14 protein-coding genes are annotated in these 13,190 nt (G+C 52.2%); 3 read left to right on the forward strand and 11 right to left on the reverse strand.

Annotation, left to right across the window (positions count from 1 at the left end; genetic code table 11):
- Positions 1-265 precede the first annotated feature (265 nt).
- On the forward strand, positions 266-1,816 hold the full coding sequence (gene mltF, locus HV346_RS16780; protein ID WP_181620399.1) for a membrane-bound lytic murein transglycosylase MltF: 1,551 nt from the start codon (positions 266-268) through the stop codon (positions 1,814-1,816).
- Here mltF and tadA read toward each other — a convergent pair.
- Genes tadA through murQ form a run of 4 tightly spaced genes read right to left on the reverse strand, consistent with a single transcriptional unit; the run spans position 1,704 to position 5,179 of the window.
- On the reverse strand, positions 1,704-2,210 hold the full coding sequence (gene tadA / locus HV346_RS16785; RefSeq protein ID WP_181620400.1) for a tRNA adenosine(34) deaminase TadA: 507 nt from the start codon (positions 2,208-2,210) through the stop codon (positions 1,704-1,706). The genes mltF and tadA overlap by 113 nt on opposite strands.
- 57 nt (positions 2,211-2,267) lie before the next feature.
- Complete coding sequence (gene yfhb, locus HV346_RS16790; protein ID WP_181620401.1) at positions 2,268-2,903, reverse strand: phosphatidylglycerophosphatase C; 636 nt, start codon at positions 2,901-2,903, stop codon at positions 2,268-2,270.
- A gap of 4 nt (positions 2,904-2,907) precedes the next feature.
- Positions 2,908-4,269 carry a PTS transporter subunit EIIC gene (locus HV346_RS16795; protein ID WP_181620402.1) on the reverse strand — a complete coding sequence of 454 codons (1,362 nt, stop codon included), beginning with the start codon at positions 4,267-4,269 and terminating at the stop codon, positions 2,908-2,910.
- A 16-nt stretch (positions 4,270-4,285) separates the two neighbouring features.
- Complete coding sequence (gene murQ, locus HV346_RS16800) at positions 4,286-5,179, reverse strand: N-acetylmuramic acid 6-phosphate etherase (protein ID WP_181620403.1); 894 nt, start codon at positions 5,177-5,179, stop codon at positions 4,286-4,288.
- 117 nt (positions 5,180-5,296) lie between these two features.
- Here murQ and HV346_RS16805 point away from each other — a divergent pair, with 117 nt between their 5' ends.
- Both HV346_RS16805 and HV346_RS16810 read left to right on the forward strand, forming a co-directional pair.
- Positions 5,297-6,145 carry a MurR/RpiR family transcriptional regulator gene (locus tag HV346_RS16805; protein WP_181620404.1) on the forward strand — a complete coding sequence of 283 codons (849 nt, stop codon included), beginning with the start codon at positions 5,297-5,299 and terminating at the stop codon, positions 6,143-6,145.
- A 56-nt stretch (positions 6,146-6,201) separates the two neighbouring features.
- On the forward strand, positions 6,202-6,462 hold the full coding sequence (locus HV346_RS16810; protein ID WP_181620405.1) for a YfhL family 4Fe-4S dicluster ferredoxin: 261 nt from the start codon (positions 6,202-6,204) through the stop codon (positions 6,460-6,462).
- Here the strand turns inward: HV346_RS16810 and acpS are convergent.
- The 7 genes from acpS to lepA all read right to left on the reverse strand — a co-directional run bounded on the left by acpS (position 6,459) and on the right by lepA (position 13,039).
- On the reverse strand, positions 6,459-6,839 hold the full coding sequence (gene acpS / locus HV346_RS16815; RefSeq protein ID WP_181620406.1) for a holo-ACP synthase: 381 nt from the start codon (positions 6,837-6,839) through the stop codon (positions 6,459-6,461). The two genes, HV346_RS16810 and acpS, sit on opposite strands and share 4 nt — an antisense overlap.
- A complete protein-coding gene (gene pdxJ, locus HV346_RS16820) occupies positions 6,839-7,570 on the reverse strand; it encodes a pyridoxine 5'-phosphate synthase (protein ID WP_181620407.1) in 732 nt (243 codons plus the stop codon). The genes acpS and pdxJ overlap by 1 nt, the downstream gene beginning before the upstream one ends.
- Before the next feature lie 32 nt (positions 7,571-7,602).
- Positions 7,603-8,310, reverse strand: a complete 708-nt coding sequence (recO, locus tag HV346_RS16825) for a DNA repair protein RecO (protein WP_181623817.1) — start codon at positions 8,308-8,310, stop codon at positions 7,603-7,605.
- A gap of 131 nt (positions 8,311-8,441) precedes the next feature.
- The gene (era, locus tag HV346_RS16830) at positions 8,442-9,347 is read right to left on the reverse strand and encodes a GTPase Era (protein ID WP_181620408.1); all 906 of its coding nucleotides are present in this window, start codon (positions 9,345-9,347) and stop codon (positions 8,442-8,444) included.
- Positions 9,344-10,024 (reverse strand): ribonuclease III, encoded by a 681-nt coding sequence (gene rnc / locus HV346_RS16835; protein ID WP_010434072.1) that lies wholly within the window; start codon positions 10,022-10,024, stop codon positions 9,344-9,346. The genes era and rnc overlap by 4 nt, the downstream gene beginning before the upstream one ends.
- A 224-nt stretch (positions 10,025-10,248) precedes the next feature.
- Positions 10,249-11,223, reverse strand: a complete 975-nt coding sequence (gene lepB, locus HV346_RS16840) for a signal peptidase I (RefSeq protein WP_181620409.1) — start codon at positions 11,221-11,223, stop codon at positions 10,249-10,251.
- A gap of 16 nt (positions 11,224-11,239) precedes the next feature.
- Positions 11,240-13,039 carry a translation elongation factor 4 gene (lepA, locus tag HV346_RS16845; protein WP_181620410.1) on the reverse strand — a complete coding sequence of 600 codons (1,800 nt, stop codon included), beginning with the start codon at positions 13,037-13,039 and terminating at the stop codon, positions 11,240-11,242.
- Positions 13,040-13,190 lie beyond the last annotated feature (151 nt).

Here is a 13,190-nt window from a genome sequence, read left to right on the forward strand (position 1 = left end):
AGTCTCTCGTCTTCGAAGCGCCTGAGGCGCTTACAGTGTGCGCAAGGGGAAAACGGGCGTCATTATAGAGAATCCTGAGCGCCGACGAAACCGTTTGCGTCGAAATAAAATCAACGTTTACGTTTAACAATAGATGTGACCAAACTCTCGAAATTGTTGCCAACTGGCGTAACTTTGCGCAAAATGCCGCACATTCAATGGCAATCCTTATTCTTAACATGGCTACAGCATACTGAGGCAACCGGCGTCGCAGAGAATTAACTAATTGAAAAAATTAAAGATTAATTATCTGCTCATCGGCATAGTTACCTTGCTGTTAGCAGTGGCCCTATGGCCTTCTATCCCCTGGTTCGGCAAAGCCGAAAACCGTATCGCCGCGATCCAGTCGCGGGGAGAGTTGCGCGTCAGTACCATCGTCTCGCCACTGACCTACAGTAATATTAATGGCAAAATCATTGGCCTCGATTACGAACTCGCCCAGCAGTTTGCCAATTACCTGGGCGTGAAGCTCAAGATCACGGTACGCCAGAATATTAGCCAGTTGTTCGATGACCTGGATAACGACAATGCCGACATGCTGGCTGCCGGGCTGGTCTATAACAGCGAGCGTAGCAAGAGCTACCAACCCGGCCCAACTTATTACTCCGTATCACAGCAACTGGTTTATCGCGTCGGCAGCCCGCGTCCGCGCTCTTTGGCCGCGATTACCGAACAGCAGATGACCATCGCCCCTGGGCATGTGGTGATTGATGATTTGCGTGCGCTGAAAGAGAAGAAATACCCTGACCTTAGCTGGACGGTAGATGAAAAGCTGGGGACAACTGCACTGCTCGAGCAGGTTAAAGATAAAAAGCTGGCCTATACCATTGCCGATTCTGTTGCGATTAGCCTTTTCCAGCGTGTTCACCCTGAAATCGCGGTGGCACTTGATGTCACCGACGAGCAACCCGTCACCTGGTTTAGCCCCTTAGACAACGACCAGACTCTCTCAGCCGCCATGCTCGATTTCTTTAATTCGATGAATGAAGACGGCACGCTGGCGCGTCTGGAGGAGAAGTATCTCGGTCACGGAGAGGACTTCGACTACGTTGATACCCGCAGTTTCCTGCGCGCGGTAGACAGCGTTTTACCCGATTTACAGCCGCTGTTTGAGAAGTACGCGCAGGAGATCGACTGGCGACTGCTGGCTGCCATCTCTTACCAGGAATCGCACTGGGATACGCAGGCGACATCGCCAACCGGCGTACGCGGACTAATGATGCTGACCAAAAATACGGCGCAAAGTCTTGGCCTGAGCGATCGCACCGATGCGGAACAAAGCATCAGCGGGGGAGCGCGTTATTTACAGGACATGATGGATAAAGTGCCGGAAACCGTCCCGGAAGAAGAGCGTATCTGGTTTGCCCTGGCTGCCTATAACATGGGCTATGCGCATATGCTTGACGCGCGGACACTGACAGCAAAAACCAAGGGTAATCCGGACAGCTGGTCTGACGTAAAACAGCGTTTGCCGCTGTTAAGCCAAAAACCCTGGTACAACAAGCTCACTTACGGCTATGCCCGAGGGCATGAAGCCTATGCCTATGTGGAGAATATCCGTAAGTATCAGATAAGCCTGGTCGGTTATCTGCTGGAGAAGGAAAAAGAGGCGAGCGAGGCAAAACAGCTCGCGCAAAGTTATCCAGTCGTGTTACCGGATGAAGTTAATCGTCCGACGGCTTCAATTCTGCCTTTTGTTGCTTTTTCTGCTGCCGGCGCATTCGAAAGAAGTCACTTAACAGTCCCGAACACTCTGGTGCAAGTACCCCACCGATAGTCTGTACCTGGTGATTCATTCCAGGATGGCCCAGCACATCCATTAACGACCCCGCCGCCCCGGTTTTTTCATCCCGCGCACCGAATACCAGCGTCCCGATGCGGCTATGTACCATCGCACCGGAACACATGACACAGGGTTCTAGCGTGACATACAGCGTAGTATCGAGCAGACGATAGTTTTGTAGTACCAGGCCGCCCTGGCGTAGCGCCATAATTTCGGCGTGCGCGGTAGGATCGTGGCGACCGATAGGGCGATTCCACCCTTCACCAATCACCTGATTATTGTGAACCAGAACAGCACCGACGGGGACTTCGCCCTCGTCCCAGGCACGTTTAGCCAGCGTAAGCGCATGGCGCATCCAGTATTCATGAGTGTGTTCAAGGTCGGACAACGATTAATACTCCAGTCTGAAAAGCGGGCGCATTATACACACCCGCTATGGTTAACTCTATTCCAGTTGCTGAAGTTCGCCGGTTTGCGTGACACGCCAGCGGTGCTGGCAGAAATAGAGCAGCGGGTTATCCTGCTTACTGTCGCTATAACCGCTGTAAAGGCGCAGAGGTGTGCCGATTTTTTTCTCCAGTTGGACGACCTTCTCATGCCCCAGGCAGCGCATCGTCAACACCCATCCGCCATAGCCGCGCGCAATCTGCGTCGCGATGAGGTTCACGTGCGCCAGCCAGGCGGAGTCCCCGTATACCCGCTCCACCAGCGGTTGCGGAGAACCGGTGATGAGCCAAATATCTGCGTCACTGGCAGCCAGGTAGCGCGTCAGGCGATCCTGAACGGCCGGGAATGCTGTCACGTGTTCACGAAACCAGCGGACAAAATCGTCTTCAATCTGCTTAAGTCGAGCCTCACGGTGACCAAAAGTACATCCCCATAACAGGAGACTCATCGGCCAACGCGCCGCACGCCCCTTAATCAACAACGCAATTGCGATGACGGGAAGGAGAAGCAGCACGAGCAATGCATTCAACGGAAGACGCCGCAGCAGGTAACGAATAAAACTGCCAAACATATCCTGCTGATGTAACGTGCCGTCCAGATCAAAAAAGACAACACGACGCTCGTGATTAACCAAACCTTTACTCCTCCGGATCGTTAAAGCCTAACAGCCAGGTAAACAAGAACCCGGCGATCACCGCTACCAGATAGCCTAACAGATAGAGCATCACTTTTCCGGTCACGATGGTTAATGCCAGAGGCAACCCCGATATACCAAAGGTGATCACTGTTGCCACCTTCCAGTAACTGATCAATGCCCCACCAACCGCACCGCCGAGACATGCAGCGAGAAAGGGTTTACCCAACGGTAACGTCACACCGAAGATCAACGGTTCGCCAATGCCGAGTAGCCCTACCGGCAACGCCCCTTTGATCACCTTTTTCAGCCGCTGATTGCGCGTTTTCATCAGGACAGCGATGGCAGCACCGACTTGTCCGACACCTGCCATCGATAAAATCGGCAGAAGCGCGTTATACCCATGCGCCTGAACCAGTTCGACGTGAATCGGCACAAGCCCCTGATGCAAGCCCGTTAATACCAGCGGCAGGAATGTCCCGGAGAGTACAGCCCCAACCAGCAAACCACCGCGGTCGATAGCCAGAGAAGCACCGTGCGCAATGGCTTCAGAGATCCATCCCCCCAGTGGTTGCAGGGCGACAATAGCCACACTACCGGTGATCAGTGTGGTCAGAAGCGGGTTAAGGATCAGCTCAATTGAGCCAGGCAGCAGGCTCCTGAGCTTTTTCTCGATCCAACACATCAAAACCACGACCAGCAGAACGGCAATAACACCACCTCGCCCTGGCTGAAGTGCCTCACCAAACAGCGTGATTTGCGCGAGTTGCGGGCTGGAGAGAATGCCCGCCATTACACCGCCCATCGCCAGCGAGCCACCAAAAACTTTTGCGGTATTGACCCCAACCAGAATGTTCATAATGGCAAACACAGCGCTGCCAAAAATACCTAATATGCCCAACAGGTTAGGATAATGTGTCGCAAAATCCCCGACGATATCCGGGCGTTTAAGAATGTTAATGATCCCGGTAATCAGTCCCGACGCAATAAACGCCGGAATAAGCGGAATAAAGACGTTAGCCAGTTGTCGAAGGGCATCGCTCATCGGGGCTTTGTATTTGGCTTTGACCTGCGCTTTGGTACGTTCAGCCTCGTCAAACGCCCCAGTGCCCTCACCTGCCATCTGCGCACGCATCGCATCAACAACCTGAGCCGCTTTGCCCGGCCCGACAATCAGCTGATGCTGCTGCCCTTGTTTGACATAGCCGCTGACGCCAGAAAGCGCCTTGAGACGCGCCAGATCAAGCTGTTCATCGTCCTGAACTTCCACCCGCACACGCGTCATGCAGTTTTCCAGACGCAGAATATTTTTCTCCCCGCCGATCCCCTGCAAAATGTCGCTGGCGAGCGCTGCTGTTTTTTCCATACACGCCTCTGAGGTTTTAGTTTTCTAACGCTGCCCGTAAGAATCCGTGGTGCGCATCGAGTTTTGCTCTTGCTGCGGTGGCATCCAGCCCGCTTAAGATCATCAAAATTGCCGGTTTCACGTCGTGATCCGTTTGTGCAAGAACCCTTTCCGCGTCTTCCCGGCTCGCGCCAGTGGCTTCCACCACCATGCGGCACGCTCTGTCCACCAGCTTGATGTTAGTGGCTTTCATATCCACCATCAGGTTCTGATAGACCTTGCCAAATTTCACCATCGCACCGGTTGAAATCATATTGAGAACCAGTTTTTGTGCCGTTCCTGATTTCAGGCGCGTCGAACCGGTAAGTGCTTCAGGTCCTACTACCGGAGAAATGGCGATATGTGCCACCTGCGCAATCGGTGACCCCGGATTACAGGAGATGGCTACAGTGGTACAACCGACCTGTTTAGCAAACGCCAGACCGCCAATGACATATGGCGTCCGCCCGGATGCAGCCAGACCGACAACAAGATCCTGCGATGTCAGGTTCAGATTTTTGAGGTCATCCTCACCCAACTGCTGGCTATCTTCTGCGCCTTCAACAGCCTTCAGAAGCGCACCAGGACCGCCGGCAATCAGCCCAACGACCAGACCGTGCGGCACACCAAAGGTCGGAGGGCACTCTGACGCGTCAAGCACGCCGAGTCGTCCACTGGTTCCCGCCCCCATATAGATAATGCGCCCACCCGCTTTTAGCGCCTCCGCTGCGGCATCGACCGCTTTTGCGACCTCAGGCAATGTCTCTTTCACTGCCTGCGCGACCAGCGTATCCTGTTGATTAAAACGGCTAACCAGCTCAAGCGTGGAGAGCGCATCCAGATCCATGGTGTGCGGGTTACGCGTTTCAGAAACAAGTGAACCAAGATTCATTTTTTTACCTCAAGAATTTTTAATTCATAATAATCACACTATAATGGAATATAAAATTCATTCAGGCGAGCAAATTTCTTTATTGCTGCGGTAATCACATTTTCGCCAGGAGACCGTATGAACTGTTTAATTCGCATTCGCCAGCGCTATGCAGGCTTTGCCCAGAGCGACAAAAAACTGGCGGACTTTCTGCTTTCGCAGCCAGATCATGCCCGACACCTTAGCTCTCAGCAGCTGGCAAGCGAGGCTGGAGTCAGCCAGTCCAGTGTGGTGAAATTCGCCCAAAAAATTGGCTTTAAAGGATTCCCCGCACTGAAATTGGCTATCAGTGAAGCGTTGGCAAGCAATCCCAACCCTCAGTCTATGCCGCTGCATAATCAGATTCGGGGTGATGATCCCATGCGTCTGGTGGGCGAAAAGCTCATTAAAGAAAATGTGGCCGCTATGCACGCCACACTCGACGTGAACAGTGAAGAGAAATTACTGGAAAGCGTGGCAATGTTGCGCGCCGCTCGGCGGATTATCTTGACAGGTATTGGAGCGTCAGGCCTGGTGGCACGTAATTTTGGCTGGAAGCTGACCAAAATTGGCTATAACGCGGTTGTCGAACATGACATGCATGCGTTGTTATCCACTGTGCAGGCGATGGATCCTGACGATCTGCTGCTGCCCATTTCATATTCCGGCGAGCGCCGCGAGATCAATCTTGCGACAGATGAAGCCCTGCGTGTAGGCGGGAAAATTCTGGCCATCACCGGTTTTACCCCTAATGCTCTGCAACAGAGAGCAACCCGCTGTCTGTACACCATTGCGGAAGAACAGGCCACGCGCAGCGCTGCTATTTCATCCACCAGTGCACAGATGATGCTCACCGATCTACTGTTTATGGCACTCGTTCAGCAAGATCTTGAACATGCGCCAGAGCGCATTCGTCACAGTGAGGAGCTGGTAAAAAAACTGGTCTGAACAGGGAATGAGCGTATAATGCCCGCCCTGTTTGTGTTGCTTCTGAGAAATTCCTGATGGCGCTGTTAATCACCAAAAAATGCATCAATTGCGATATGTGCGAACCCGAATGCCCTAACCAGGCGATTTCGATGGGTGATAGCATTTATGAGATTAACAGCGACCGTTGCACCGAATGCATCGGCCACTATGAGACGCCAACCTGCCAGAAAGTGTGCCCTATCCCGAATACTATTCTGAAAGATCCGGCACATATGGAAAACGAAGAGCAGTTATGGGACAAGTTTGTCCTGATGCACCACGCGGATAAGCTTTAACTTTCGATAATTACCGTCGCGCAGGCGTAATGCCGCTCATCCGCAAGTGTGACGTGCATATGCGCGACCCCAAGTTTATCCGCCAGCTTTTGCGCTTCACCCCATAAACGTAAACGGGGTTTGCCCAGCTCATCGTTAAACACTTCGAACTGATTAAACGCCAGACCGTTTCGAATACCGGTTCCGAACGCTTTGGCTGCCGCCTCTTTTACCGCAAAGCGCTTTGCCAGAAAACGCACCGGCTGTTGGTGCGTTTCCCAGATGGCCCATTCATTGTCACTTAACACGCGTCTCGCCAGTCGCTCGCCACTACGGGCAATCACCGCTTCAATACGAGCAATTTCAACGATATCCGTGCCTAAGCCCAGAATAGCCATTACTTACGTGCTTCCAGCATCAGGCGTTTCATTTCAGCAACCGCCTCTTTAAGGCCACTTATTACCGCACGCCCCATAATCGCATGACCAATGTTCAGTTCATGCATCTCTGGTAGCGCGGCGACAGGTTTGACGTTGTGGTATGTCAGGCCGTGCCCGGCATTCACCTTCAGACCGAGGCTTGCGGCATAGGTTGCAGCTTTAGCGATACGCTCCAGTTCTTTTGCCTGGCTGGCATCATCCTTTGCATCGGCATAGCAACCCGTGTGGATTTCAATGTACGGTGCGCCCACTTCTGCAGCCGCTTTGATCTGCTCGGAATCGGCATCAATAAACAGGGAAACCAGAATGCCTGCATCGGCCAGACGTTTGCAGGCATCGCGCATTTTATCGCGTTGCCCGGCCACATCCAGACCGCCTTCAGTGGTCACTTCCTGACGCTTTTCTGGCACCAGGCAGCAAAAATGCGGTTTGGTTTCACAGGCAATCCCCAGCATCTCTTCGGTGACGGCCATTTCCAGGTTCATGCGAGTATCCAGCGTCTGACGCAGAATACGGACATCGCGGTCGGTGATATGGCGGCGATCTTCGCGCAGGTGAACAGTAATGCCGTCGGCGCCAGCCTGCTCCGCGATAAACGCCGCCTGAACCGGATCAGGATAAGCAGTGCCGCGCGCATTACGCAGCGTGGCAATATGATCAATGTTGACGCCTAACAGTAATTCAGCCATGACAATCCTCGGTTTTCTTGTGTTTCTACGATCTAACGTTTCGGCATAAACTGCCTAAATAATTCGCGGCTCTTTAAGGGCTTGCCACCAAGATACGGCTTGAGTGCAATTCGGGTAAAGCGTTTTGCCGCTCTCAGGGTATCGACGTCAGGAAACTCTCGCTCATACAACGCCCTAAGCTGTCGCCCGGTAAACGTACTGTTATCGATAACGATACTGGCGATAAAGCCCTTTTCCTCGCGATAACGGTAAGTCATGGTGTCATCAACCGGTTCGCCGCTACCCGCACAATGCAGAAAATCAACGCCGTATCCCAAATGCCCCAGTAAGGCCAGTTCGAAACGCCGTAGAGCAGGTTCAGGCGTGCCTGTTGCACCCGCCAGAGCCTGGATACAATGCAGATAATCGAAAAAAAGTTCAGAGAAGCGGGTCTCATGTTCAAGAACGCGTGAAATGAGCTCATTGACATACAGACCGCTGTAAAGCGTGATACCAGAAAGGGGGAGTGCAAGAGAAACCGCTTCGGCACTGCGCAACGTTTTAACTTCTCCGCGACCGCCAAAGCGAACCAGCAGCGGAGTGAAAGGTTGTAATGCCCCCTTCAGGTTAGAACGTTTGGAACGTGCGCCTTTAGCAACAAGGCGCACGCGACCTGACTCTTCCGTGAAGACATCCAGCATAAGGCTGGTTTCGCTCCAGGGACGACTATGCAATACAAAGGCGCGCTGCCATCCTTCCATCATACTCGTCGTCTTTCAAGTTGCAGGTGCGTTGTCTGTGCCCGTGCACCCCACTCACTTACTGAAGTAAGCTCCCGGGGATTCGCGGCCTTGCCGCCTTCCTGCACCTCGAAAGCCATAGAGCATGAAAACTACTGGTCTTCGCCGTAACCGAGGCTGCGCAGAGCACGCTCATCATCGGCCCAGCCAGATTTCACTTTCACCCACAGCTCCAGGTGAACCGGTGCTTCAAACATGTCCATCATGTCTTTACGAGCTTCAATACCGATGGTTTTGATCTTGGCACCTTTGTTACCAATCACCATCTTCTTCTGCCCTTCACGCTCAACGAGGATCAGACCGTTGATATCGTAACCGCCACGCTCGTTGCTCTGGAAACGTTCGATCTCAACGGTAACAGAATACGGCAGTTCCGCGCCCAGGAAACGCATCAGCTTTTCGCGGATGATTTCAGACGCCATAAAGCGCTGAGAGCGGTCAGTGATGTACTCTTCCGGGAAGTGATGAATCGCTTCTGGCAGATGCTTACGCACGATGCCAGCGATGGTATCGACGTTCAGACCGGTCTCTGCTGACAGCGGTACGATGTCGAGGAAATTCATCTGGCTACCCAGCCATTGCAGATGCGGCAGCAGGTCAGCTTTTTCCTGTACGTTGTCCACCTTGTTGACAGCCAGGATAACCGGCGTTTTACCATCGCGCAGTTTGTTCAACACCATTTCGTCGTCAGGCGTCCAGCGAGTACCTTCAACAACGAAAATCACCAGTTCGACATCGCCAATCGAACTGCTCGCCGCTTTGTTCATCAGGCGGTTAATAGCACGCTTCTCTTCCATATGCAGGCCTGGGGTATCAACATAAATAGCCTGATACGCGCCTTCAGTATGGATCCCCACAATGCGGTGACGCGTGGTCTGCGCCTTACGAGAGGTGATAGAAATCTTCTGCCCAAGCAGATTATTCAACAGGGTGGATTTACCAACGTTCGGACGTCCGACGATGGCAATAAATCCGCAATAGGTTTTTTCTTCGCTCATTCCAGCTCCAGCATTTTTAACGCCTGTTCGGCGGCAGCCTGTTCAGCCTTGCGTCGGCTAGAACCTGTGCCAACCACCGGTTCACTCAGGCCACTGACCTGGCAATGGATGGTAAATTCCTGATCGTGGGCTTCGCCACGCACCTGCACCACCAGATAGGATGGCAGTGGGAGATGACGCCCCTGTAAATATTCCTGCAAACGCGTTTTCGGATCTTTTTGTTTATCGCCCGGGCTAATTTCATCCAGACGACTCTGATACCAGTTCAGGATAAGCTTTTCTACGGTCTGGATATCGCTGTCCAGGAAAACGCCACCGATTAATGCTTCGACAGTATCGGCAAGAATAGATTCACGGCGGAAACCACCGCTCTTCAACTCGCCCGGACCAAGGCGCAGGCACTCACCCAGTTCGAATTCACGTGCGATTTCAGCAAGGGTATTCCCTCGTACCAGCGTTGCTCGCATACGGCTCATATCACCTTCGTCCACACGCGGGAAACGGTGATAAAGCGCGTTTGCAATCACGAAACTTAAAATGGAGTCACCTAAAAACTCGAGACGCTCATTATGTTTGCTGCTGGCACTGCGATGGGTTAATGCCTGTTGCAACAACTCCTGATGATGAAAAGTGTAGCCCAGCTTCCGTTGAAGCCGATTAATTACGATGGGATTCATGCGATACCAATAGAATAAATGCGTCAAAAATTCAGCACACGAAACCGACCTGAGAAAAACCAACGCGGTTTCGTGTGCCGTGGCACCCTTGCAGGGCCAACCTTAAACTTCGGGGGAATATTCTATACACAACGACAAGGGATGTCGTTAGTTCGAAGAGATTTATCACTTAAATAATTCGCGTAGCCGCCAATAAGCGCAGCTACGCGTTCATTTATTGAGAATTAATGGATTCCGCCAATGCGATTTAAGCGAACACCGGTCGGCCATTCGCCTTCCTGTTTCTCAAAACTCATCCAGATTCCGGTTGCTTTGCCTACCAGATTCGCTTCCGGCACAAATCCCCAGTAACGGCTGTCCGCAGAATTATCACGATTATCACCCATCATGAAGTAGTGTCCTGGCGGTACGATCCAGGTTGCCAGTTGCTGACCCTGTTGCTGGTAATACATCCCCAGTTGGTCCTGTGCAATCGGTACGGTCAGAATACGGTGAGTCACATCTCCCAACGTCTCTTTGCGCTCGACCAGGCGAATACCGTTTTCTTTGGTTTCACCTTTCGGTACCTGGAAGAAGCCGCTGGTCGCTTCCCCGCCATTACGGCGAGCAAAGGTCTGCACAAAATCACTCGGTTCAACGTTCGAGTAAGTGATTGGCAACGCGTTTTCACATGCGGTTCCGGAACTGCAGCCCGGCTGAACAGTGACTTCCTTCGCAACCGGATCATAAGTGACTTTATCGCCCGGCAGACCTACCGCACGCTTGATATAATCAAGACGCGGATCTTCCGGATATTTAAAGACCACAACATCGCCGCGTTTTGGGTGACCCGTTTCAATCAGTGTTTTCTGGTAGATCGGATCTTTAATGCCATAGGCAAATTTCTCAACCAGAATAAAATCACCAATTAACAGCGTTGGCATCATTGAACCCGATGGGATCTGGAAAGGTTCGTAAATAAACGAACGTACCACCAGAACTATCGCCAATACCGGGAACACTGAAGCACCCGTCTCCAGCCAACCCGGCTTTGGACCCACTTTCTTCAGCGTTTTTTTATCCAGTTGATCGCCAGTGGCTGCCTGCGCGGCAGCCTGACGCTCACGACGTTTCGGGGCGAAAATAAACGAATCCAGACACCACAACAGACCCGTCACCAGCGTCGCGATGACCAGGATCAGGGCAAACATGTTCGCCATGACAACTCCTTAAGGATTATTTGCCGTCTTTACCTACATGCAGAATGGCGAGGAACGCTTCCTGCGGCAGTTCAACGTTGCCGACCTGCTTCATGCGTTTCTTACCATCTTTCTGCTTCTGCAGCAGTTTTTTCTTACGGCTGACGTCACCGCCATAGCATTTCGCCAGAACGTTTTTACGCAGCTGTTTTACCGTTGAGCGAGCAATGATGTGGTTGCCAATCGCCGCCTGAATTGCGATATCGAACTGCTGACGCGGGATCAGCTCTTTCATCTTCTCAACCAACTCACGGCCACGGTATGGTGCGTTATCATTGTGGGTGATCAGCGCTAATGCATCGACGCGATCGCCGTTAATCAACACATCCACACGCACCATGTTGGAGGCCTGGAAGCGTTTGAAGTTGTAATCCAGCGATGCATAACCGCGCGAGGTTGATTTCAGACGGTCGAAGAAGTCAAGAACCACTTCTGCCATCGGAATTTCATAGGTCAGCGCAACCTGGTTACCGTGGTAAACCATGTTGGTCTGTACGCCACGTTTTTCGATGCACAGAGTGATCACGTTGCCCAGGAATTCCTGTGGCAGGAGCATATGACACTCGGCAATAGGCTCACGCAGCTCAGCAATATTATTCAGTGGTGGCAGCTTGGATGGGCTATCGACGTACACAATTTCATTGTTGGTCGTCTGCACTTCATACACTACGGTCGGCGCTGTCGTGATCAAATCCAGATCGTATTCACGCTCCAGACGTTCCTGAATGATCTCCATATGCAGCAGACCAAGGAAGCCACAGCGGAAGCCGAAGCCCAGCGCCGTTGAACTTTCTGGTTCGTAGAATAGAGAGGCATCGTTCAGGCTCAGCTTGCCGAGTGCATCACGGAAGTTTTCATAATCGTCAGAGCTAACCGGGAACAGACCAGCATAAACCTGAGGCTTCACTTTTTTGAAACCAGGCAGTGCTTTATCCGCTGGGTTACGGGCCAGCGTCAGGGTATCCCCCACTGGAGCACCCAGGATGTCTTTGATCGCACAAACCAACCAGCCAACCTCACCGCATTTCAATTCGGTACGGTCAACCTGCTTCGGCGTGAAGATCCCCAGACGGTCAGCGTTATACACCTGTCCGGTACTCATCACTTTGATTTTATCGCCTTTACGCATCGTGCCATTTTTAATACGAACCAGCGACACAACACCCAGGTAGTTATCAAACCAGGAGTCGATGATCAGCGCCTGTAACGGCGCGTCGGGATCACCCTCTGGTGCTGGAATATCACGCACCAGACGTTCCAGTACATCAGGAACACCAACACCCGTTTTCGCCGAGCAACGTACAGCATCAGTAGCATCGATGCCGACAATATCTTCAATTTCTTCGGCAACACGTTCCGGATCGGCTGCAGGCAGGTCGATTTTATTCAGTACGGGCACGACTTCGAGATCCATCTCCATCGCGGTATAGCAGTTTGCCAGGGTCTGCGCTTCTACGCCTTGCCCGGCATCAACCACCAGCAGCGCGCCTTCGCAGGCCGCAAGCGAGCGGGAAACTTCATAAGAGAAGTCAACGTGGCCTGGGGTGTCGATAAAGTTCAGTTGATAGGTTTCACCATCTGCCGCTTTGTAATCAAGCGTGACGCTCTGAGCTTTAATGGTAATACCACGTTCGCGTTCCAGGTCCATGGAGTCCAGAACCTGGGCTTCCATTTCACGATCAGACAGGCCACCGCAAATCTGGATAATACGGTCAGACAGCGTCGACTTACCGTGGTCAATGTGAGCAATGATCGAAAAGTTACGTATGTTCTTCATATAGTTAAATAATTATGCCTTACGAATTCCTGGAGGCCGCTGTTCTTAGCCTGACGTTTTTCAGTGCGAAAACGCAGCATTCTACACTACATCCCTGTAACCAGGAAATGCTCTTAGAGCCAAGCATAGCGTGAGGAAAGCGTGTTTTCTT

This window comes from Enterobacter sp. RHBSTW-00994 (assembly GCF_013782625.1).
Classification (GTDB): Bacteria; Pseudomonadota; Gammaproteobacteria; order Enterobacterales; family Enterobacteriaceae; genus Enterobacter.

Coding starts and splice junctions, on each gene's coding strand:
- HV346_RS16795 (WP_181620402.1), bottom strand. CDS start 4,269: ATGGAAAAAACAGCAGCGCTCGCCAGCGACATTTTGCAGGGGATCGGC.
- lepA (WP_181620410.1), bottom strand. CDS start 13,039: ATGAAGAACATACGTAACTTTTCGATCATTGCTCACATTGACCACGGT.
- HV346_RS16805 (WP_181620404.1), top strand. CDS start 5,297: ATGAACTGTTTAATTCGCATTCGCCAGCGCTATGCAGGCTTTGCCCAG.
- recO (WP_181623817.1), bottom strand. CDS start 8,310: ATGGAAGGATGGCAGCGCGCCTTTGTATTGCATAGTCGTCCCTGGAGC.
- acpS (WP_181620406.1), bottom strand. CDS start 6,839: ATGGCTATTCTGGGCTTAGGCACGGATATCGTTGAAATTGCTCGTATT.
- murQ (WP_181620403.1), bottom strand. CDS start 5,179: ATGAATCTTGGTTCACTTGTTTCTGAAACGCGTAACCCGCACACCATG.
- era (WP_181620408.1), bottom strand. CDS start 9,347: ATGAGCGAAGAAAAAACCTATTGCGGATTTATTGCCATCGTCGGACGT.
- pdxJ (WP_181620407.1), bottom strand. CDS start 7,570: ATGGCTGAATTACTGTTAGGCGTCAACATTGATCATATTGCCACGCTG.
- HV346_RS16810 (WP_181620405.1), top strand. CDS start 6,202: ATGGCGCTGTTAATCACCAAAAAATGCATCAATTGCGATATGTGCGAA.
- rnc (WP_010434072.1), bottom strand. CDS start 10,024: ATGAATCCCATCGTAATTAATCGGCTTCAACGGAAGCTGGGCTACACT.
- lepB (WP_181620409.1), bottom strand. CDS start 11,223: ATGGCGAACATGTTTGCCCTGATCCTGGTCATCGCGACGCTGGTGACG.